The 20,653-nt window shown below is 68.6% G+C and carries 23 protein-coding genes and 1 pseudogene; 13 read left to right on the forward strand and 11 right to left on the reverse strand.

From position 1 onward, the window contains the following. Positions 1-13: 13 nt before the first annotated feature. Genes dmpG through ABT006_RS20285 form a run of 7 tightly spaced genes read right to left on the reverse strand, consistent with a single transcriptional unit; the run spans position 14 to position 7,875 of the window. A complete protein-coding gene (gene dmpG, locus ABT006_RS20255; RefSeq protein WP_350708476.1) occupies positions 14-1,072 on the reverse strand; it encodes a 4-hydroxy-2-oxovalerate aldolase in 1,059 nt (352 codons plus the stop codon). Then, positions 1,069-2,019, reverse strand: coding sequence for an acetaldehyde dehydrogenase (acetylating) (locus ABT006_RS20260; RefSeq protein WP_350708478.1), 951 nt, complete (start codon positions 2,017-2,019; stop codon positions 1,069-1,071). The genes dmpG and ABT006_RS20260 overlap by 4 nt, the downstream gene beginning before the upstream one ends. Then, on the reverse strand, positions 2,016-2,813 hold the full coding sequence (locus ABT006_RS20265; RefSeq protein ID WP_350708480.1) for a 2-keto-4-pentenoate hydratase: 798 nt from the start codon (positions 2,811-2,813) through the stop codon (positions 2,016-2,018). Before ABT006_RS20265 ends, ABT006_RS20260 begins: the two co-directional genes overlap by 4 nt. Further along, positions 2,810-4,291, reverse strand: a complete 1,482-nt coding sequence (locus tag ABT006_RS20270) for a 2-hydroxymuconic semialdehyde dehydrogenase (protein WP_350708717.1) — start codon at positions 4,289-4,291, stop codon at positions 2,810-2,812. Before ABT006_RS20270 ends, ABT006_RS20265 begins: the two co-directional genes overlap by 4 nt. A gap of 23 nt (positions 4,292-4,314) precedes the next feature. Then, on the reverse strand, positions 4,315-5,652 hold the full coding sequence (locus ABT006_RS20275; protein ID WP_350708482.1) for an FAD-dependent oxidoreductase: 1,338 nt from the start codon (positions 5,650-5,652) through the stop codon (positions 4,315-4,317). Next, positions 5,649-6,956: a kynureninase gene (gene kynU, locus ABT006_RS20280; protein WP_350708484.1), complete on the reverse strand. Its 1,308-nt coding sequence runs from the start codon at positions 6,954-6,956 to the stop codon at positions 5,649-5,651. The genes ABT006_RS20275 and kynU overlap by 4 nt, the downstream gene beginning before the upstream one ends. A 19-nt stretch (positions 6,957-6,975) precedes the next feature. Continuing rightward, positions 6,976-7,875: a tryptophan 2,3-dioxygenase gene (locus tag ABT006_RS20285; RefSeq protein WP_350708485.1), complete on the reverse strand. Its 900-nt coding sequence runs from the start codon at positions 7,873-7,875 to the stop codon at positions 6,976-6,978. A 168-nt stretch (positions 7,876-8,043) separates the two neighbouring features. Between ABT006_RS20285 and ABT006_RS20290 the strand changes: the two genes are divergently transcribed. The 3 genes from ABT006_RS20290 (at position 8,044) to ABT006_RS20300 (ending at position 10,030) form a co-directional block, all read left to right on the forward strand. Continuing rightward, a complete protein-coding gene (locus ABT006_RS20290) occupies positions 8,044-8,499 on the forward strand; it encodes an Lrp/AsnC family transcriptional regulator (RefSeq protein WP_350708487.1) in 456 nt (151 codons plus the stop codon). Positions 8,500-8,662: 163 nt separating this feature from the next. After that, entirely contained in the window at positions 8,663-9,145 is a 483-nt protein-coding gene (locus tag ABT006_RS20295) for a hypothetical protein (RefSeq protein WP_350708719.1), read from the forward strand. 12 nt (positions 9,146-9,157) lie between these two features. Further along, positions 9,158-10,030 carry a class F sortase gene (locus ABT006_RS20300; RefSeq protein WP_502891008.1) on the forward strand — a complete coding sequence of 291 codons (873 nt, stop codon included), beginning with the start codon at positions 9,158-9,160 and terminating at the stop codon, positions 10,028-10,030. Between the two features lie 18 nt (positions 10,031-10,048). On the opposite strand, the gene ABT006_RS20305 is transcribed toward ABT006_RS20300, so the two are convergent. Beyond that, positions 10,049-10,582: an HNH endonuclease gene (locus ABT006_RS20305; protein ID WP_350708488.1), complete on the reverse strand. Its 534-nt coding sequence runs from the start codon at positions 10,580-10,582 to the stop codon at positions 10,049-10,051. Positions 10,583-10,924: 342 nt separating this feature from the next. Between ABT006_RS20305 and ABT006_RS20310 the strand changes: the two genes are divergently transcribed. Next, entirely contained in the window at positions 10,925-11,434 is a 510-nt protein-coding gene (locus ABT006_RS20310) for a hypothetical protein (RefSeq protein ID WP_350708490.1), read from the forward strand. A gap of 56 nt (positions 11,435-11,490) precedes the next feature. On the opposite strand, the gene ABT006_RS20315 is transcribed toward ABT006_RS20310, so the two are convergent. Next, positions 11,491-11,721 carry a GntR family transcriptional regulator gene (locus ABT006_RS20315; RefSeq protein WP_350708492.1) on the reverse strand — a complete coding sequence of 77 codons (231 nt, stop codon included), beginning with the start codon at positions 11,719-11,721 and terminating at the stop codon, positions 11,491-11,493. A 202-nt stretch (positions 11,722-11,923) separates the two neighbouring features. Between ABT006_RS20315 and ABT006_RS20320 the strand changes: the two are divergent. The 3 genes and pseudogenes from ABT006_RS20320 to ABT006_RS20330 form a co-directional block, all read left to right on the forward strand. Further along, positions 11,924-12,199 (forward strand): annotated as a pseudogene (locus ABT006_RS20320) (hypothetical protein); the annotation flags it as partial. Between the two features lie 574 nt (positions 12,200-12,773). Continuing rightward, the gene (locus tag ABT006_RS20325; RefSeq protein ID WP_350708493.1) at positions 12,774-14,033 is read left to right on the forward strand and encodes a PIN domain-containing protein; all 1,260 of its coding nucleotides are present in this window, start codon (positions 12,774-12,776) and stop codon (positions 14,031-14,033) included. A gap of 220 nt (positions 14,034-14,253) precedes the next feature. After that, complete coding sequence (locus ABT006_RS20330; protein WP_350708495.1) at positions 14,254-15,831, forward strand: RNA-directed DNA polymerase; 1,578 nt, start codon at positions 14,254-14,256, stop codon at positions 15,829-15,831. A gap of 111 nt (positions 15,832-15,942) precedes the next feature. Here ABT006_RS20330 and ABT006_RS20335 read toward each other — a convergent pair whose 3' ends face one another. Both ABT006_RS20335 and ABT006_RS20340 read right to left on the reverse strand, forming a co-directional pair. Further along, entirely contained in the window at positions 15,943-16,638 is a 696-nt protein-coding gene (locus ABT006_RS20335) for an HAD family hydrolase (RefSeq protein ID WP_350708497.1), read from the reverse strand. Then, a complete protein-coding gene (locus ABT006_RS20340; protein ID WP_350708499.1) occupies positions 16,635-17,501 on the reverse strand; it encodes a GntR family transcriptional regulator in 867 nt (288 codons plus the stop codon). Before ABT006_RS20340 ends, ABT006_RS20335 begins: the two co-directional genes overlap by 4 nt. A 160-nt stretch (positions 17,502-17,661) precedes the next feature. On the opposite strand from ABT006_RS20340, the gene ABT006_RS20345 reads away from it, so the two are divergent. The 6 genes from ABT006_RS20345 to ABT006_RS20370 all read left to right on the forward strand — a co-directional run bounded on the left by ABT006_RS20345 (position 17,662) and on the right by ABT006_RS20370 (position 20,652). After that, positions 17,662-17,988: a hypothetical protein gene (locus ABT006_RS20345; protein ID WP_350708501.1), complete on the forward strand. Its 327-nt coding sequence runs from the start codon at positions 17,662-17,664 to the stop codon at positions 17,986-17,988. An 11-nt stretch (positions 17,989-17,999) separates the two neighbouring features. After that, positions 18,000-18,260, forward strand: coding sequence for a hypothetical protein (locus ABT006_RS20350; RefSeq protein ID WP_350708503.1), 261 nt, complete (start codon positions 18,000-18,002; stop codon positions 18,258-18,260). Between the two features lie 193 nt (positions 18,261-18,453). Further along, on the forward strand, positions 18,454-18,576 hold the full coding sequence (locus ABT006_RS20355; protein ID WP_350708505.1) for a hypothetical protein: 123 nt from the start codon (positions 18,454-18,456) through the stop codon (positions 18,574-18,576). A 91-nt stretch (positions 18,577-18,667) separates the two neighbouring features. Next, on the forward strand, positions 18,668-18,943 hold the full coding sequence (locus ABT006_RS20360) for a hypothetical protein (protein WP_350708507.1): 276 nt from the start codon (positions 18,668-18,670) through the stop codon (positions 18,941-18,943). Continuing rightward, positions 18,943-19,179 (forward strand): hypothetical protein, encoded by a 237-nt coding sequence (locus ABT006_RS20365; RefSeq protein WP_350708509.1) that lies wholly within the window; start codon positions 18,943-18,945, stop codon positions 19,177-19,179. The genes ABT006_RS20360 and ABT006_RS20365 overlap by 1 nt, the downstream gene beginning before the upstream one ends. Before the next feature lie 162 nt (positions 19,180-19,341). Continuing rightward, positions 19,342-20,652 (forward strand): P-loop NTPase family protein, encoded by a 1,311-nt coding sequence (locus ABT006_RS20370; protein WP_350708510.1) that lies wholly within the window; start codon positions 19,342-19,344, stop codon positions 20,650-20,652. Position 20,653: the final 1 nt, after the last annotated feature.

Here is a 20,653-nt window from a genome sequence, read left to right on the forward strand (position 1 = left end):
TCACTCCTCGCGCTCACAGCGATTCCTCCTTGCCGGCGAGGTCCAGCGCCACGTCCACGATCATGTCCTCCTGCCCGCCGACCATCCGGCGCCGGCCCAGCTCGACCAGGATCGACCGGACGTCCACGCCGTACTTCTCCGAGGCCCGCTCGGCGTGCCGGAGGAAGCTGGAGTAGACCCCGGCGTACCCCAGCGAGAGCGTCTCCCGGTCGACCTGCACGGGCCGGTCCTGCAACGGCCGGACGACGTCGTCGGCGGCGTCCATCAGCGCGAAGACGTCGCAGCCGTGCTTCCAGCCGTGCAGCTCGGCGACGGCGACGAAGACCTCCAACGGCGCGTTGCCGGCGCCGGCGCCCTGCCCGGCCAGTGAGGCGTCCACACGCACCGTCCGGCCGTGCGGCGCGCCGAGCGGGCCGTCGCCGAGGATCCGCCCGTGCTCGACCGCGACCACGCTGTTGGCCACCCCGAGCGACAGGTTGTGGTGGGCGTGGATGCCGATCTGCGTCGCCGGCTCCAGCACCTGCCGGTACGCGTCGACCCGCTCGGCCACGTCGGACATCAGCAGCCGGCCACCGGAGTCGGTGACGTAGACGCAGTGCGCCCCGTACGACTCCATCAGCTTGGCCTGGGCGGCGAGCCCGGCCGGATCGTTCATGTGCGACATCATCAGGAAGCCGGAGACGTCCATGCCGTTCTCGCGGGCCCAGGAGATGTGCTGGGCGGAGATGTCCGCCTCGGTGCAGTGGGTGGCGATCCGCACGCTGGTCACCCCGAGCGCCTTCGCCGCCCTCAGGTCGGCGATGGTGCCGATGCCGGGCAGCAGCAGGGTGGTCAGCTTCGCGGTCGTCAGCACCTCGGCCGCCGCCGAGATCCACTCGGCGTCGCTGGCCGCGCCGTGGCCGTAGTTGACGCTGGAGCCGGCGAGCCCGTCGCCGTGCGCCACCTCGATGGCGGCCACCCCGGCCGCGTCGAGCGCGGCGGCGATGGTGCGCACCTGGTCGACGGTGTAGCGGTGGGCGATGGCGTGCATGCCGTCGCGCAGCGTCACGTCCTGGATGTACAGGTCGGTCATGCGGTCACCTCCACGGCGGCGTCGCGGTCCGCCGCGCGCAGGGCCACCAGCCGCTCCGCGGTGCGCAGCGCGGCCGAGGTCATGATGTCCAGGTTCCCGGCGTACGCCGGCAGGTAGTGCCCGGCGCCGGAGACCTCCAGGAAGACGGAGACCTGCAACCCGGTCAGGTGCCGACCCAGCGACGGCACGTACGTGTCGACCCGGTCGAACTGCACGTCCTGCTTGAGCCGGTAGCCGGGGACGTACTCCTGGACGGTCGCCACCATCCGCGCCACCGAGGCGGCGATCGCGGCCCGGTCGGCGTCGGCGTCCGGGCAGAGGCAGTAGACCGTGTCCCGCATCAGCAGCGGCGGGTCGGCCGGGTTGAGCACGATGATCGCCTTGCCGCGCTCGGCGCCGCCGACCACCTCGATCGCCCGGGCGGTGGTCTCGGTGAACTCGTCGATGTTCGCCCGGGTGCCCGGCCCCGCCGACTTCGAGGCGATCGAGGCGACGATCTCCCCGTACGCGACCGGGGTGACCCGGCCGACGGCGGCGACGATCGGCACGGTGGCCTGCCCGCCGCAGGTCACCATGTTGACGTTGCGCTCGTGCAGGTGCTCGTCGAGGTTGACCGGGGGCACGACGTACGGGCCGACGGCGGCGGGGGTCAGGTCGACCACGGTGCGGCCGTGCCCCCGCAGCACCGCGTCGTTGTGCCGGTGCGCGCCGGCCGAGGTGGCGTCGAAGACCAGCTCGACGTCGGCGAACTCGGGCATCGCGACCAGCCCGTCGACGCCCTCGGCGGTGGTCGCCACGCCGAGGCGCCGGGCCCGGGCCAGGCCGTCGGAGGCCGGGTCGATGCCGGCCATCGCCACCATCCGGAGGCTGTCGCTCAGCCGGAGCACCTTGATCATCAGATCGGTGCCGATGTTGCCGGACCCGATCACCGCCACCCCGACAGTCATGCCGCCTCCTCCGACGACGAGAAACACGTCCGGACCGAGCCGAGGCCGGAGACCCGCGCCTCGTACGCCGCGCCCGGGGTCACCGGCACCATCGGGCCGAGCGCCCCGGAGAGCACCACGTCGCCCGCGCGCAGCGGATCGCCGGAGCGGGCCAGCGTCTGCGCCAGCCACTCCAGCGCGTGCAACGGGTTGCCCAGGCAGGCCGCGCCCGCGCCGACCGACACCGGTTCCCCGGCGTGTTCGAGGACCATCCCGCACAGCCGCAGGTCCACGTCGGCGAGGCGGCGCGGCGTGGTGCCCAGCACGAACAGGCCGCTGGAGGCGTTGTCGGCGACGGTGTCCACGATGGAGATGTCCCAGCCGGCGACCCGCGAGTCGACGATCTCGATCGCCGGCAGCACGTGGTCGACCGCCCGGACCAGGTCCGCGGTGGTGACCCGCTCGTCGGGCAGGTCCGCGCCGAGCACGAAGGCGACCTCCGCCTCCACCCGGGGCTGGAGCAGCCGGTCGATCGCCACCTCGGCCCCGTCCGGCACCGCCATCGCGTCAATCAGCACGCCGAAGTCCGGCTGGTAGACGCCGAGGCCCTCCTGCACCGCCCGCGAGGTCAGCCCGATCTTCGCGCCGACCCGGCGGTGGCCCCGCTGCAACCACTGCCGCACCTGGAGCTGCTGGACGAGGTACGCCGAGGTGACGTCCCCCTCGGGCAGCAGCCGCCCGCGCAGCGGCGGGCAGGGCTTCCCGCTCTCCCGCGCGTCGACCAGTTCCCGGGCCGCGGCCTCGTAATCGATCATGAGAAGTCCACACAGACGTTGGTGAGTTCGGAGTAGAAGTCGAGCGAGTGCACGCCGCCCTCGCGCCCGATCCCGGACGCCTTCACCCCGCCGAACGGGGTGCGCAGGTCGCGCAGGAACCAGGTGTTCACCCAGACGATGCCGGCGTCGAGCCGGGCCCCGGCCCGGTGCGCCCGCCCGACGTCCCGCGTCCAGACCGTCGCCGCCAGGCCGTACTCGGTGCCGTTGGCCAGCGCGTACGCCTCGTCCTCGTCGTCGAACGGGGCGACGTGCACCACCGGGCCGAAGATCTCCTCGGTGTTGGTGCGGGCGTCCGGGCCCAGCCCGGTCAGCACCGTCGGCTGCACGTACGCGCCGCCGTCGCGGGCGTCGCCGAAGGCCGGCGTGCCACCCCCGGCCAGCACCTCGGCGCCCTCGGCGCGGGCGAGGTCGTAGTGGCCGAGCACCTTGGCGCGGTGCTGGTGCGAGATCAACGGCATGTTGACGGTGGCCTCGTCGGCCGGCCAGCCGTACGGCAGCTCCCCGGCCCGCTTGGCGAGCCGGGCGGTGAACTCCTCGAACACCGGGCGCTGCACGTAGATCCGCTCCGTGCAGAGGCAGACCTGCCCGCCGTTGGTGAAGCTGGAGCGGACGGATCCGGCCACGGCCGCGTCGAGGTCGGCGTCGGCGAAGACCAGCCCGGCGTTCTTGCCGCCCAGCTCGAAGGAGACGGCCTTCACGCCGTCGGCGGCGGCCCGCATGATCGCGCCGCCGGTGGCCGACTCGCCGGTGAAGGTGATCGCGTCGACCCCCGGGTGGCGGGTGAGGAACTCCCCGGCCGAGTCCGGGCCGAAGCCGTGCACCAGGTTGAACACCCCGTCCGGCACGCCGGCGGCGGCCATCACCTCGGCGAGCAGGGTCGCCGAGGCGGGAGTCTCCTCGCTGGGCTTCACCACCACCGCGTTGCCGCAGGCCAGGGCCGGGGCGACCTTCCAGGTGAGCAGCAGCAGCGGCAGGTTCCACGGCACGATCACCGCGACCACGCCGACCGGCTTGCGGACCGCGTAGTTCAGCGCCCGGCCGCCGGCCGGGGTGACCGTGGTGAAGGACTCGGTCGGCGCGGTCGCCACGATCTCTGCGAAGGCGCGGAAGTTCGCCGCGCCGCGCGGGATGTCCAGGGTGCGGGCCTGCGAGATGGCCTTGCCGGTGTCGGCGACCTCGGCGGTGACCAGGTCGTCGAAGCGGCGCTCCAGCTCGTCGGCGACCCGGCGGAGCACCTCGGCGCGCTCCCGCTCCCCCATCCGGCCCCACGGCCCGCGCAGCGCCGCCCGCGCGGCGGCGACGGCGTCGTCCACGCGCGCCCGGTCGGCCTCCACGACCTCGAAGACCGGCTCGCCGGTGACCGGGCTGCGCTTGGTGAACCGGCGCCCGGCGTCGACGAACTCGCCGCCGACGAAGTTGCGCAGCAGGCCCGGACCGTCGGGCGCCCGCCCGGTCATCAGCCGGGGATCCCAGGTGACGGTCATCGACGCCTCCCTCGGTTGATCGCCACGCCGACCGCGCCGGCCAGCAGCGCCGCCGCGCCGGCGGCCACCGCAGCCAGCACCCGGTGCTGACGGCGGACGCGCCGCACCACCTCGGCGTACGGGGTGGTCGAGAAGGACACCAGCTCGTACCGGGAAACGTACCGGCCCGGCAGCGCCCGTTCCAGCGCGTGTTCGACCTTCCGGCCGGCCTGGAACAGCGGGGAGGCCACCTTGTCCCGCATCTCCACGAAGTTGGCCAACGCCATCCGCGCGATGGCCTCGGCGTTGGCCTGCCGCCGCTGCTGGAACAGCGGCAGCGCCGCGGACCAGTCGTCGGCGCACTCGTCCAGGCAGCGGTCCAGCTCGACGACGTCCTCGAAGGCGCAGTTGGCGCCCTGGCCGTAGAACGGGACGATGGCGTGCGCCGCGTCGCCGAGCAGGCCGACCCGCCCGTCCGCCTGCCACGGCGTGCAGCGCACGGTGCCGAGCACGCCCACCGGGTTGTGCTGGTAGTCGTCGACGAGGTTCGGGGCGAGCGGCGGCAGGTCGGGGTAGTGCTCGGCGAAGTGCCGCTCGATCGCCGCGGGGCTGCCCAGCGAGGCGAAGCTGGCGGTGCCGTGGGTGGGCCAGAAGAGTGTGCAGGTGAACGAGCGGTCCGGGTTCGGCAGGGCGATCATCATCGAGGTGCCGCGCGGCCAGATGTGCAGGGCGTCCGGGTCGAGGGCGAAGTCCCCGCCCAGCGGCGGGATCGTCAGCTCCTTGTAGCCGTAGTCGAGGAAGTCCAGGCTCTCGGTCAGCAGCCCGTACGCCAGCAACTGCCCGCGCACCGCCGAGCCGGCGCCGTCGGCGCCGAGCACGACCGACGCGCTGGCCGCGACCTTGCCCGCCGGGGTCTCGAAGGTCATCTCGCCGGTGGCCGGGTCGAGCCCGACCAGCCGGTGGTCGAAGGCGGTCCGCACCCCGGGCAGGGCGGTGGCCGCGTCCAGCAGGGCGTTGTTCAGCGCACCCCGGCTGATCGAGTTGATCGCCCGGTCGCCGGAGGCGCTGTACGACTGGAACTGCGGCTCCCCGACGACCGGGTGGACCATCCGGCCGCGCATGGGCAGCGCGTCGGCGAGCACCTGCCCGTCGAGGCCGATGCGGCGCAGCGCGTCGAGACCCCGCTCGGAGAGCGCCAGGTTGATCGAGCGTCCCCGCTCGACGGTGCCGGTACGCGGGTCGGGCCGCCGCTCGTAGAGCGCCACCGGGTAGCCGCGGCGGGCCAGGAAGCAGGCCAGCAGGCAGCCGGCCAGGCCGGCACCGACCACCGCGATCTCGTCCCGTTCCTCGGTCATGACTTGACCTCCACCGTGGTGGCCAGCGCGTCGGCGACCCGCCAGCAGTCGTGGTACGTGGAGTAGAGCGGCACCGGGGCGAACCGGATGATGTCCGGTTCGCGGGCGTCGGCGATGACGCCGTGCTCGTGCCGCAGCCGCTTGGCCAGCCCGGCGGCGCTGCCCGCGCCGATCCGCACCGAGAGCTGGCAGCCCCGCCGCTCGGGCTCGCGCGGGGTGACCACGGTCAGCGGGCGCTCCGCGGTCACCCCGTCGAGCAGCCCGGCCAGGTAGCCGGTGAGCCGGATGCTGCGCTCGCGCAGCGCCGGCATGCCGACGGAGTCGAACAGCTCCAGCGAGGTCCGCACCGGGCCCATCGCGAAGATCGGCGGGTTGGAGACCTGCCACGCCTCCACCGTGGCCGGCGGGCGGGAGACCGGGGTCATCTCGAACCGGGTCGCCGCGTCGGTGCTCCACCAGCCCTCGAAGCGCGGCAGCCCGGGGTCGCCCAGGTGCCGCTCGTGCACGAACACGCCGGCCAGCGCGCCCGGCCCGGAGTTGAGGTACTTGTAGGAGCACCAGGCGGCGAAGTCGACGTCCCAGTCGTGCAGGGCCAGCGGGACGTTGCCGGCGGCGTGCGCCAGGTCCCAGCCGACGACGGCCCCCGCCGCGCGGCCGGCGGCGGTGATCGCCGGAATGTCCATCAGCTCGCCGGTGAGGTAGTTGACCCCGCCGAGCAGCACCAGCGCCACCCGGTCGCCCTCGGCGGCCAGGTAGTCGGTCACGTCCTCGGTGCGCAGGGTGTCCTCGCCGTCGCGGGGGCGCAACCGGACGACGGTGGCGTCCGGATCCAGGCCGTGGAAGCGGGCCTGGCTGCGCACGGCGTAGCTGTCCGAGGGGAAGGCGCTGTCCTCGATGACGATCCGGGTCCGCGCCCCGGCCGGCCGGTAGAAGCTGACCATCAGCAGGTGCAGGTTCACCGTCAGGGAGTTCATCACCACGACCTCCGCCGGGGCGGCGCCGACCAGTCGCGCGGCGGGCGCCGTCAGCAGCTCGTGGTACGGCAGCCAGGGGCGCTCCGCCTCCAGGTGGCCCTCGACCCCCAGGCGGCTCCACGCGTCCAGGTCGGCGAGCAGCTCCCCACGGGTGGCCCGCGGTTGCAGGCCGAGGGAGTTGCCGGCCAGGTACGCGGCCTCGGGGTAGCGCCCGCCGTCGGCCGCCGGCACGTGGAACAGGTGGCGGTGCCCGGGGTCGGCGGCGTCGCGGCGGCGCGCCTCGGCCTCGCCGGCGGCGAACCCGGAAGAGTCTGGTGCGGGGGTGTTCATGGGGTGTCTCGCTCTCCGGTCACATCGCGGTCCGGGCCGACCACAGCTCGGGGAAGACCACCCGGGCCATGCTGCGCTGCAACCACGCCAGTCCGGCGGAGCCGCCGCTGCCGACCTTGGCGCCCATTGTGCGCTGCACCGCCTTGACGTGGTGCTGTCGCCAGTCGCCGAACTGCTCGGCGACCTCGGTCAGCGCCTCGCCCAGCAGCCGGAGGTGGTTGTCCGGCCCGGCGTGGGCGTAGATCCGCACCCAGGCCGCCTCGACGGCGGCGTGCGGCTCGTGCTCGACGGCGACGTCCCGGTCCAGCAGGTCGGCCGGGAGGTCGTGGCCGTGCCGGGCGAGCAGCGCGAGCACGTCGTCCCAGACGCTCGGCGCGGCCAGGGTGGCCCGCAGCTCGGCGTGCACCTCGGCCTGGCGCCGGAACGGCCGGATCAGCGCCTCGTCCCGGAGCCCGAGCAGGAACTCCAGGTGCCGGTACATCGCCGACTGGAAGCCGGAGCCCTCGCCCAGCAGGTTGCGGAACCGGTTGAAGTCGGCCGGGGTCATCCAGCGCAGCCCCTTCCAGGCGGCGTTCAGCGCCTCCAGGTGCAGGGCGGCACGGCGCAGCGGGGCCAGCGCGTCCCACACCCGGTCGACGCGCAGCAGCCGCTGGGTCTCGCGCAGCTCGTGGCAGGTCAGCCCGAAGTACAGCTCCATGATCTGGCTGACCATCAGGAAGGACATCTCGCCCGGGTCGTCGCTCAGCGGTCGCTGCAGCCGGTGCAGCGTGCTGGCCTGCACGTACGCGTCGTACGGCACCCGCTCGGCGAACTCCAGGGTCGGCTCCCCGCCGTTGCGGGCCGCTCGGGCGGCGCGCTGCCCCGGGGTGACCGGGCGTACCGCCGCCCGGGTGGGCTCCCGCAGGTCCGTCTGCTCCACCGCTCCTCCTCTGCTCGCTGGGTGCGCCGGCCTGGCCGGGCCGGGTGACCGACATGATCTCGCGGTGGAACGGGCAGACGGAATGCCGGATCAACGGCTCTGCCGCCCTCCGACCTGCGGCGCGGAAGGTGCGAGAGCGATTCGGCTTGAAGAATGTAAGGTCGCCTCATGGACGACATGGACTGGGCGCTGCTGCGGGAGCTGCAGGCCGACGCCCGCCTCTCCTTCAGCGAGCTGTCCCGGCGGGTGCACCTGTCGCCGCCGGCCGTGGCCGAGCGGGTGCGCCGGCTGGAGGAGGCCGGGATCATCGCCGGCTACCACGCCCACGTCGACCTGACCCGGGCCGGCCGCACGGTGGTCGCGTTCATCCGGATGTCCTGCTACGGCTCGCGGTGCATCCTGCACGACCCCGAGGTGGCGGGGTGGCCGGAGATCCTGGAGATCCACCGCATCACGGGCGACGCATGCAGCATGCTGAAGGTGGCGGCCGGGTCGATCGGGGAGTTCGAGGCCGTCATCGACCGGCTCGCCCCGTACGGCCAGCCGTCCAGCACGATGGTCCTGTCCACCCCGCTGGACTGGCACCCCGTCACCCCGCTGTCCTCCTCCCCCCGCCAGCGCTGACCGCCTCCTCCCCCCGCCAGCGCTGACCGCGATCCGGGTTTGCCCCGGAGCCAGCGGGAAAGCAGGCGCTGTTGCCCGGGGAGGATTCCGGTGATCGTCACCGGAAGGGGGGATCATGCCGGTGTTCACAGCGTTCACACGTGCCCTGACCAGCGCCCTGTCCGTGTTGGGCCTGGTCGGGGCGTTCGTCCTGATCACGATCGCGCCCGCACCCGCGCGGGCGGGCGAGAACACCTTCGTCGAGGTGGTGCCCAACAGCGCCCAGGCCGGCACCCGGGTCAGGATCCGGGCCAGTTGCGACAACGCCAACAACCGCCAGGCCACCGTACGCTCCGACGCCTTCGGGGGACCGGTGGTGCTGCGGCCCGACAACGGCTTCCTGACCGCCCAGGCCACGATCCCGGGCAACAAGCAGCCGGGGGACTTCCCGGTCGACCTGCGCTGCGAGAACGGCAACACCGCGACGACCACGCTCACGGTGCTGAACATGGAGCAGCCCACGAAGGGGCCGGCGACCGGGGGCGGCGGCACCGCCGGCGGCACGGGCACCGGCTCGGTGCTGCTGGTGGGCGGCCTCGCCGCGGTGGCCCTGGCGGTGGGCTTCGGATTCTTCGGCAACCGTCGTCGGACCGGGACCGGTTCCTGACCCGCCGCCGCCATGGCCCGCTCCCAGAGGCGTACCAGGCGATCCGATCCGGGCCGGGTCAGACGATCCGATCCGGGCCGGGTCCGGGCGACCACCCGGCGGGCGCTGCGGGCGTCCCGCCGGGCCGCGGCCGCCACCGCCCGGCGGCTGCGGCGGGTGGCCGGGGAGACGGTGTCGGCCAGCGTCGCCACCACCGACCCGGCGGTCGGGCCGCTGCCCGCCCGACCCCGGCACCGCTGGGTCGCCGCCGGCCGCCGGCTGGCGCCCGGCCGGAACCCCGGGCTCCCGGTCCTGGTGATCGGGACGCTGATGGTGCTGATCATCGCGATGCTCGCCGTGGAGCGGGTCGCCGGCGTGAGCGTGCTGCCGGACCGGTTCATCGCGGGGCTGCGGCCACCGCCGAAGAAGTTCCCGGTGCTGCCCGCCAGCCCTCCCGTCGACCTCACCATCGAGCCGATCGACGTCCGGGCGCCCGTACACAACGTCGGCATCGCCCCGGACGGCAGCATCGGCGTGCCGGACGCCGCCCGCGCCCAGGAGGCCGGCTGGTACGACCAGGGCCCGACCCCCGGGCAGTACGGCCCGGCCGTCATCGTCGGGCACGTCGACACCTCGACCGGGCCGGCGGTCTTCCACAAGCTGCGGGACCTGCGGGAGGGCGACCCCATCGAGGTCACCCGCGCCGACCGCTCGGTGGCGGTCTTCGAGGTGGACACGGTCGAGCGCTTCGGCAAGGAGCGGCTGCCCGTCGACGAGGTCTTCGGCGACTTCAGCCGCCCCCGGCTACGCCTGATCACCTGCGGCGGGCGTTGGGTCGGCGGGGAGACCGGCTACGCCGACAACGTGGTGGTCTTCGCGTCCCTCGTGCGATCCCGCACCGCCTGACCGGGGCGGCCTCGCGGGTCAGGCGGCCTCGGGCTCACGCAGGTCGAGCCAGTCGGCCCAGCGGGGGTCGGGCACCCGGTGGCCGAGGACCCGCCAGGCGGTGCCCTTCGGGGCGGCCGGCAGCGCGTGCAGCCGCCAGCCCAGCTCGGCCGGGGTCTTGTCGCCTTTGGTGTGGTTGCACCGGGCGCAGGCCGCGACGACGTTCTCCCAGGCGTGCCGGCCGCCCCGGCTGCGCGGGAAGACGTGGTCGATGGTCTCGGCGGGGCCCCGGCAGTAGGCGCAGCGCCAGCCGTCCCGGGCGAAGATCGCCCGCCGGGAGAGCCCGACGTGGGTGCGGTAGGGCACCCGCACGAAGCGGGTGAGCCGGACGACCGACGGCACCGGCAGCGCGTTGCGGGCGCTGTGCAGGACACCGTCGCCGTCGGCGACGCAGACCGCCTTGGCGGAGAGCACGAGGATGGCGGCACGACGCACGGACACGACACACAGCGGCTCGTAGGTGGCGTTGAGGACCAGCGCACTGGAGCCCACCGTGGGTCGTATGTCAGGCATCGCGATCACCCTCCCGGTTCAGCGGCCCCGCACTCACCACCGCCGACCGGGAAACGGGCACAGCGCCCCACCGCGGCCGACGCCGGCCGGATCACCGACGTCCGTGCGCCCATCGTCCCTGATCGGCCCCCGGATTGCACGTACTAATGTCGGAAGCCGATTGAGCATCACCCGGAAACGGGCAGATCTGGCCCCTGAGCAGGGCCGGACCCCTCAGCACCTCTCGACGTTTTACACCCGTTTTCGGGCTCAGTTGTGCCGGATCTGTGCCCGATGATCATGCTTGTGCATTGAGCATGATAAATTTGATCAAGGTAACCCAAGATCACTAGAGTGCCTGCCGTGAAGCGGGAAGCCCTCTCGAAACGCTGGCCCTGGGCTCTCCTGTCCCTCGTCGTTCTGGCGTGTTCAGGTGCGCTGGCCGTCCCTGCGGCGTGGGCGGTGAAGGCTCAGGTGGAGGCGGAACGGGGCGAGCCTGCCCCGGATGCTGCGGTGGCCGTCTACCTGCTGCGGCTGAGTAGCGGCGATGATGCCGGGCTGCGTCGAGTGCTTGCCGCCGATCGCCGTGACGAGCTGGTGCGTGAGTGGCGCGCTTACCGGGCGCAGATGTCAGGGTCCGCCATGCCGCCCAGCAAGCTGGAATCGGGTCCGTTGCAGGTCGACCACGTTCGTGACGGCGTCGCCCTGGTGGCCACTGAGGTTTACGCGGTCTGGTGGCACGACCAGGTGTCACAGACGGGCAGCCGGCATCCCTGGCGCTTCGAGGTCCGAGAAGATCGGGGCGGGTGGCGGGTCTGGACGGTCAAGGCTCCGGCTTGGTGTGGCGACTACATCCGGCCGGACCGGTGCTGACGGCTGAGACCCCAGGGCGACAGGTCGACCTCGCGCCTCGTTCGCCGGCGGCCTGCTCAGTGCGGTTTGACGAACGTGCCCTTCCCGGGCACGACGTAGACCAGGTCCTCAGCGACCAACACCCGAACCGTGTGCAGGATGGTGCCGCGCGCCAGGCCGTATTCCTGTTGGAGTCGGGCCACGCTCGGGATCGGCCGGTTGGGTGGCAAGTCCCCGCGCTCGATCTGCTCACGCAGGATCGCCGCCAACTGCTGGTAGACCGGCACCGGCCCTTCGGGGTCGATCACGTCTCGACAGTAGGTGTGCAGGAACGGCGCTGGTCAGGCTTGGTAGACCATGGACCACCATGTACCGGCTGGGATATGGTGCGGCTACCCGCTGTGCTGGTCGTAGAGGATCCGAACTCGCCCTGGTGCGGTGGCATCCCTGCCCGGCTGGGCTCCTCCGACTCGGCCGGGCAGGGCAACCTTCGAGCAGGAAGGGGCCTTCATGCCTGCCGAACAGCACGGCCGCACGTGGGCCAGGCCGCAGCCCCGCTCGCCCAAGCCTGGTGATGAGCTGTGGATCGACCGGGAAGCGTCGGTGCAGTTCGCACGGCAGCCGCGGTTCATGTTCCGGGTGATCTCGGTGTGCCCGAAGCCGACCTATCCGGGCTGGGTGTGGCTGACGGGCTATCAGCTCGATGAGCGGGGCAACGCCGTCGACAAGCGGGAGATCTACGTTCGGCTGGCCGGCCTGCGCGCTGCCCGTCGATCTGATGGGCGCCCGGGGTCGGAGTCGGCTTTCGTGTCACGGTCCGGCACCCGGCGGACACCGCCACAGCAGCGCCTTTGACCTCAACCGCGACTGGCAGCGAAGTCGGCTCCTGGCCGATCGCCTCGACCCCGGCGGCTACCCACCCCCTTCCAGGCGATGGTTTTGACCTGACCTGGATTCGGTCGTAGCTGGCGCGGGGGGTCGTCTGCTCGGCACTGCGGGCGCTGCCCCCATGCTTGGGGCTTGCGGGTCCTGCCCTGCGGGTCATTCTCGGCGCTCAGTCCCCGGCGGCGGCCCGTTCTGACGCCGGGGTACACGAGGGTTTGCCCGGTCGGCCGGGGAGCTGCACTGCGGCTGTCAAGGGCTCCCCCTGATACGCCGTGCGCCGGGGCGTGACCGGCCGCCAGGCCGCACGCGCGCCCCGGCGCGATCACGGCGGCGGGCCGCTTGCGGCCCGCCCTTGACCAAGTAAAGAAAGTCTGAACACACTACGCTCAGCCATGCTGTAGACAGAGCCGCGACGAACAAGAACCAGTCTGGCTCGACATACGCGCCACGCCAAAGGCCCTCGGGAGAGAGCATCATGCCCGGTTTCAGCGAGCCCTTCCGGCACTGGCTGCCGCCGTCAGAGGATGAGACGAAGGAAGCAGTAACAAAAGGCACGGTCGTTCTAGATACCAACGTGCTGCTCGACGCCTACCGGTTCGCGGCCAAAACCCGCGCAGAGCTGTTCGAAGCGTTAGAGAGGTTGGAAGACCGCCTATGGTTACCACATCAAGTTGCCCTCGAATTTCACAAAAATCGAGTTGCAGTTATTGCAGAACATGACGCCTCTTATCGAGATGCCATCAAAACGATCTCTAACTTCCGAGACCAAGTCACCACTAACCTAGGCGAGAAGCTAGAAAGCCTCAGCAAGCGCGTAGCTTTGCCGGACGGCGAGTCGGACCGCTTGCAACAGGTAGCTCTCCGAGGGCTAGACGAGGCAGTTAGGGAACTAGAGCGATTAAGAAGCGAACATGGCATTCCGGAGAATGCGGCCCATAAAGATCCCATCCTTGAGAAGTTTGAACGACTCCTTTCATCGCGAACCGGCGAGCCCCTCTCCGAGCACGCCGAGAAGGCTGCGAGAGACGAAGCGGCGCGGCGAATTAAGTGCAAAGAGCCGCCAGGATACGAGGATCGCAAAAAGACCGACCCTCATGGCGATTACCTCCTATGGCGTCAGGCACTTAACGAAGTCATGAAACGGAAGACACCGCTGCTCATTGTGACTCAGGACGTCAAAGAGGACTGGTTTTGGCGAGTCGGCGGGAAGACAATGGGGGCACGCCCGGAACTGGTTGATGAATGCAAGCGCGAAGCTGGCGTCGGGTTGTCGATTATGGCAACACGCACCTTCCTCTACCATGCTTCAAAGCACTTGAAGACGAAGGTTAGCGACGACACCCTCCGCCAAGTTGACACCATCTTCGTGCCACACGATCGCTCGAATGCCGCGCGGTTGACACCGAGCCGGTTGGCCGTTCTTTCGGAAAGAGCCCAGTACCTTGCCACCGCACTTGAGGAGGAAGTCGAAGAAGCCGACCAACGGATTATGGATCTAGGGCAACGTCGACTGGCAGTAGCCGACGAGACAAATACAGCGAATGTAATTGACGGAGCATTAGAGGTTAACTTGCGAGAGCGAGATCGGATCGCCATGATGCAGCGGCACTACCAGTCCCTTGCCGAGGAGTTGGCTCGGCTTTCAGTGGCAGGATCAGGCGCTAAGGTGACAATTCCCAGCCAGGTCATCAACCGAATGAATCACGAGTATATGTTGAAGTACGGCAAGGGATGAGCAAACGTGATCTTCCCCAAGCCAGCTTCGCCGAAAACGGAAACAGGGTGAAGCGCCTTTCCGGGCGCACAACCTCGTCCCCGTCAAACGCATCAGCGGCAGCTAGGGGGCGGCCAGCGCTGGGCTCATGCAGCACCCAGAGTCTGTAGAAGCCCTCCGTCCACAGTAGCGCGCCCGAAAAGACGACGACGCGGCTGGCTGCTTCGGTTAATCTCGGCGGATGGCAGGATCTGACCTGGGGATGGACCTCGTCAAGGGATGCGGGCTCGCCTTGGCGGAAATGTACGGAGACTGGTACCGCGATCCGTGGGCATGGCCCGAATATCAATGGCTGCAGAGCCGTCCGGCCTCTCTGCCTATCTCAGATGTTCTTCGGAAGGATGGTGGGGTCTTCGTTCCGCGGCATCCGACCTTCTTTCATCCGGCAGAGGTGCCGAAGAACCGTCTCGCGGTGCGGCCAGCGGTCTTGCAAGATTCGCTTTCGAGGATTCTGTATACCACTGCAGTAGCTTCCAATATCGAAAAGATGCATCGATCGCTTCCCGATTGGGTGTATGGGTGGCGCTCCCGCAACAGTGATGTCCCTTCCAAGAATCGGCTTGAGTGGGCGCACTATCTGGATTCGATTCCCGCCGAGCCTGACGACGGACAGTACGGGTTGCAGGTAGACATCTCGTCCTTCTTCGCGTCCATTCGTGTTGAAGACCTGTCGGAGATGACGTTTGAGAGAATTGGTAAAACCGCCTCGGCTGGCGTTATTGACAGCGTCTTGAGGCAGCACGACAGCTTGGCGACGAGAAGTGGTATCCCGCAGAGAAGCTTCGCGTCGGCGGCGTTGGCGCACCTCTATTTGGGGGCTGTTGATGACGCCTTGGAGGCGGCGTTCGACGGCGGGCTGGCGCTGGTCACCAGGTGGATGGACGACATCACTGCGCTCGGATCTGAGTCTAAGCTGTATTCCGCTTACCTCGACATTCAGGATCGCATCCGGCATCTGGGAATGGAGCCGAACGCAGCAAAGACGAAGCTGACGACGGCGGAGGAGGCAGTCAGGGAAGTGCGTTTTGAGGGAACCCGCGAACTGTCCGTACCAAAGAGCGTGGTCTGGGCGCAGTCAGGTGCGCCAACTGTCGTGGAAAACATTCCGGCCCTCCAGAGGGTGGAGGAAGCTTTGCTGGCGCAGCCCGATGGCTTTTCGCGTACTTGGCACCGGGCAACTCTTACCGCATTGATGGCGCGAAACGTATTCGGGAACTGGGAACAGTGGCTTGATGCTGCACCCAAGATCCCGCATGCCGCTGACTCACTAGGTCGATACCTGAGGCGGTGTGGGGAACACGATGAGGAGAGCCCGACTGTAGAGGATTTCTGGGCGCATCTGGAGGAATGGTTTCCGTCTTACTGCAACTCGGACTGGGCGAGGGTGGATTGGGTTTGTTCTCAGTTGGCTCTGACTTTTCCTGTAAAGCGAGTTACTGAACCCATACGGGAAGTACTCCGAAGCTGGCTTGCCGATAGCAGCGATGCGCAAAAGGTTGCAATAGCTACACAGCGACTGTCCTCGGTTGCGCCGGCCCAGTGTCGAGACATTATTCGTGGAAGACTCGACAGGACATCAGACCCGCTGCTGCTCCGAATATTCGCGCTTGGGCTGCTCACGGCTGGTGCAGGGCGTGCCGTTGTGCGTCCGATCCTTGAGCGTGACCCTCGCAACGTCCTCGTCTCGCTCATGCTGGAGGATAGAGCCTGGCGTCCACCGGCGGTTGCCGACGACTTTGACTCAGGACATGACGAATAGACCAGAGTGGTGTCTCGTATGTTCTGACCCGCCGGTCCCGCGTCATGAGACCGAGTCGGCCACACGCTCCGGCCATCGCAAGGACCAGCGGCGCCGGAAACTTGCAGGAATTTATGTGCCCAGTCGCTCGACTAGAACGTCAGCGACCTCTCGCATGCTGGTGACCACTACATCCGCTCCGGCTGCCCGGAATCTATTGACCTTGGCCGGTCGGTTCGCGTATCCGATTACAGGCACTCCGGCTGCACGCGCCCCGTCAATGTCTGCAAGCGAGTCACCGATCAGTACACAACATTCCGGCGGACTGTCCACAGCATGTGCGGCTTGCCGAATCGGTTGCGGGTTGGGCTTCATGCGCTCTGGTTCGGCGTACGCACGTCCAACGACTGAGGAAACATGCGTGGAAAGACGATGCACTGCCAGATAAGCGTTCACCGCACCCGCAGAGTTGTTGCTGACCACCACCACGGGAAGGCCGGCTTGTCGGGCCGCGACGATCACTTCCCGGCCGTACGGCGTTGACTCGGCAGTTTCGATGGCCCGACGCTCGGCTGCACAGAGCGCGTTCTCTACTGCTCGCGTCATGTCGTGGTTTCCCGCCGCACCTGTTCGCCGTAGCACTTCGAGGGGATCCGGCTCACTGGCAAGGTCTGGTGGCACATCGGCACCGTGCTGCCGGAGCACATCAAGCAGCTCAGTAGCCACCTGCGGCGCAGGATACCCGGCGAAGACGCTGCACACCGGGCCGTCGAAGTCGAGCAACAGCGCGCGGGTCTGACCGAACAGTCGGCCGAGGTCGGCGTTCATCCGGCATATCCGTAGGCAATGGTCGACCAAACCGAGTCAAACCACTGACGGGAGGCTTCGACAAACTGTGTGCCGTGCGAGGTGTCGTCGTCCGTCGCGGCGTAGTGGAACAGCGGCACGTCCTTACCCATCAGGTCGTAGATTGCTACCGGCTCGCCCTTGATCGAAACGGTGCGTTCCACGACGGGATAGAAGCCATAGAAGACCTCTTCGCCGTTGAGGATGTAGAGCTTGAATAGCGGTGATGCGCGGTGCATCCGCACTTCAACGGTGGTCGACCGGATTAGGCCGAGGTCGCCTAGTTCAGTGACCTGATCGATAATCCCGTCTGCCGCTCGGCGGGTAATCCGCTCCGCGCGTTCGCGCACCGCTGGGTCGTCGGCCTGCGTCTCTGCTCGCGACGGTAGCGCCATTGGCACCGTCATATCGGAGATCAGTACTCGCACAGCGATCGTGTCCGGTGCGAGTCGCCCGACGCGCACCTTGTCGAGCGCCTCAGAGATCGCGTCTCGCAGCGTCTCGCCGGAGAAACCTGCGAAATCGATGGTGACGTGGGGCCGCTCGAACGCGGCTTCGATGTGCGGGCGCAGCTCAACGGCTCGCTGTGTCTGTGCCCGGACGAACGCGCCGCTCCCCTGCCGGGACACGATCAGCCGTTCTGCCCGGAGCAGCTCTAACGCCCGTTTTACCGTCTCCCGTGCTACGCCGTAGCGAGCAGCCAGCTCGGGCTGCGATGGAAGCTTGTCACCCGGTGCAAGCCGCCTAGTGAGGATGGCCGCGCGCAGCTTGTTGGCGATCTGCTGCGACGCCTGCTTCGGATCATCTGGGTCTAGCTGGCCCAGGAAGTCAAGTTCTTCGGTCACCTGCTCACGGTAGCTCTGACTAGCCAAGTAAGGAAAGTTCTTGGGCTTGGGTTGACCTGACTAGCCAAGCCCAGTTACCGTCATCGCACACCACTTGGCTAGCCAGGGTTGCCAAGTGGAGCAAGCGATGCATGGCGTGAGAGACGAGGGAGATCGAGAGATGCGGAACATCCCGGTGAACCTGGGTGGCTTCAAGCTGCGGGTGGTGGAGGAGCCGTCGATCAAGACGGATCAGGAGGGCAAGGTGCTCACGGCGTATGGAACCGATGACCCGCTGTACGTGGTGGCGGTGTTCGCAAAGCCTCTCGCGACTGAGGATGGCTACCGGGGCAAGGGTGAGGAACTGAAGATCACGCTCTCGGCGGACCCGGGGTCGGTGGAGGAAGGCGACCTGGTGGAGCTGATCGGGGCCACGGTGTCGCACTGGGAGCGGGACGGGCGCTCCGGTCTGACGTGGAAGGCGCAGGGGCTGAAGACGGCCCACTAGGAGTGAGCCCCATGCCGCTGCAACGGCCGGGGGCTCTACACCCCGAACACCAGTTCGTAGAGGCTGAAAGGAAACCCGAGATGCAGAACTTGGGTGCAGTCGACAGGGGTTACCCGACCGGTTCGGAGCTTGCCGCCACCCTGCACGAGGTCGCGGCCCGACTGGACGGTCTCGGTGATGTGCCGATCAGCCCGGCTGCGGTAATGCGGCAGCTTCAGCAGGAGATCACCCGGCGGCGCGTCGACAGGCGCGATGGATTGCGTTCCTCGTAGGCACTTCAGCCCCGCCCCATAGGTGGGTGACCCGTTCGAGTCGGGTCGGGGCACTTATGTCGGCGAGTCCACTGTTCTTGCGGTGGCGTCATCGGCAGATCGTTCATTGAGAATTCCACAGTGGATAGAGCCTTGCCAAAAACAGGCCCAATGCTGCTATTAGCATTTCCCATATTCTGAAAGGAGGTTTGCCGTGTCGGACTTCGAGTTGATTCTTATCGGGTTGCTGCTGCTGTCGGTTTCTCTGAACGTCGGTCTTATTCGTCGTGAGGGGCGTCGGTGGCGTCGGGTGTGGCGTCTGTCCGGTCGGGAGTAGTCGCCGGTCGGTGGTTTCTATCCGTCCCTTGGAGCGTGTTTCCGGGGGCGGGTGGTGCCCACCGATGGTGGCAAGGACCGGAGGGAGCGGTATGGATTTGGTGCCGGAGATCGTGAAGTCGTGGACCGGTAGGTCTCGGTATGAAGCCCTGATGGGCAACGTGCAGGGTCTGGCGATGTTGCTGGATGGCACGAAGAGCCTGATCAAGGGGTGCGAGCCTCCTCCGGGAACGCTGTACCAGTTTGCGGCCCGGGTGGAGGAGCTGGAAGACGCGCAGAAGCAGGCGACGGAAGCCCTGAGGGCTTTCCACACGCGGGTGAAGACGTTCGAGGCCGATTTGGTCGCGAAGCCGTGGAAGGTGGGTTGATGTCGTACCAGATTAGCGACACCTATGACGGTATCGATCAGGCTATGCGGCTGATGCGTTCTTCGATGAAGGGGATGCCGGAGCGGTATCGGTACATGCGGCACTACGACGAACTTCGTCGGGCGGTCGCGGTGCTGCTGGTTCTGCTCGAAGAGGCCGCCCCGTGGATGGATGAGACGCGGGAGGCGAAGGAGTCCACGACTCTCGCGAAGCAAATGCTTGCGGGCGTGCGCTGACGGTAATTGCTCGAACGGAAAGGCCCGGGTTGGTAATCCGATCCGGGCCTTTTCTTTCTCTAAAACATGACATGACGATTCCTTTTCAAACGGTGAAGGTAGGTGCGATCAATGGGGAAGAAGCGTAAGCAGGGGGGAGAGTGGCGGGTTGCGGGGTGGGCGATGCGTCACCCGGGTTTCATGGCTGCTCCGGCCGCTGTCGCCGCGAGTTTGGTGCAGTTCGGGCCGATGACCACGGGTGGTGTGATGGCGGGTGCCGTTGCGGCCGGTGTGGGCTGGTACCGGGGTCACCCGGACTCGTGGGACCAGTTGGCGGCCCCGCAGTTGCGGGCGTTGCGTCGGCGGTGGCTGTCGCGTACGTACCTCGGTCCGTGGTGGGGCCGGGTGACGGAAGCGTGTGGGCTGGTCACGGTGAATCGACGGACCGAGCGTGTCAACGTGCCTCGGATCATCCGGGTCCGGTCGCACTCCCCGTCGACGGAGACGGTGTACGTCCGGCTGTTGCTCGGCCAGACGCCGAAGCTGTGGGAAGAGGCGGCCGAAGCGCTGGCGGTCGCGTTGAAGGCGGAACGGGTGGGCGTCGAGCGGGTCCGGCCCCAGATCATCGCGCTGATCGTGCAGCGGTCCGAGCCGTTCACTCAGGTAGTCATCCCGCCGGACATCCCCGCCGACGCAGACGCCGTGAGCCTGGCGAACGTGTACCTGGGTGAGACCGAACACGGCACCGACTGGTATGCACCGCTGATCGGGCAGCACTGGCTTGTCGCTGGTGCCACCGGGTCGGGCAAGAACTCGGTCACCTGGATGGCGCTGCGGGCGTGCGCGCCCCTGATCCGTGACGGCCTGGTGCGCGTGCACGTGGTCAACCCCAAGGGCACCGAGTTGAACGCTCTGCGGCCGGTGTCCTACCGGTACGCCGAGACCGATGCCGACATCGTCGAGGTGATCGCGGGCTTCTGGGACACCATGCAGGCCCGCAAGAAGACCTTGGCCGAACAGGGCCGGCGAACCTTCGAGCTGTCCCGCGAAACGCCCCTGGACCTGCTGGTGATCGATGAGCTGGGGGCGGTGACCGGCTACGGCGATCGGTCGTTGACCCGGGGCGTTCAGGCGGTGTTGCCGCTGATCCTGTCGCAGGCTCGCGCGCTGGGCGGCAGCGTGATCGGCGCACTCCAAGAGCCCACCAAGGACGTGATCCCTCAGCGAGACCTGTTCTCCCTGCGGGTGTGCCTGCGGGCGACCTCGGCCGGACACGTCGACATGGTGCTCGGTGACGACATGCGACGCCGGGGCGCGCTCGCGGACGAGATCCCGAACGTGGCGGACTCGGCCGGCATCGGGTTCGTGGTCAAGCAGCGCTCGCGGACCCCGATGCGGGTGCGGGCGGCGTACTGCAACGACTCCGACATCACCGAGCTGGTGCGGGTCGCGGGATGGCCGCACACGGAACTCACCACCACGTCGGCGGGGTGAT

This window comes from Micromonospora sp. NPDC002717 (assembly GCF_040295705.1).
Taxonomy (GTDB): domain Bacteria; phylum Actinomycetota; class Actinomycetes; order Mycobacteriales; family Micromonosporaceae; genus Micromonospora.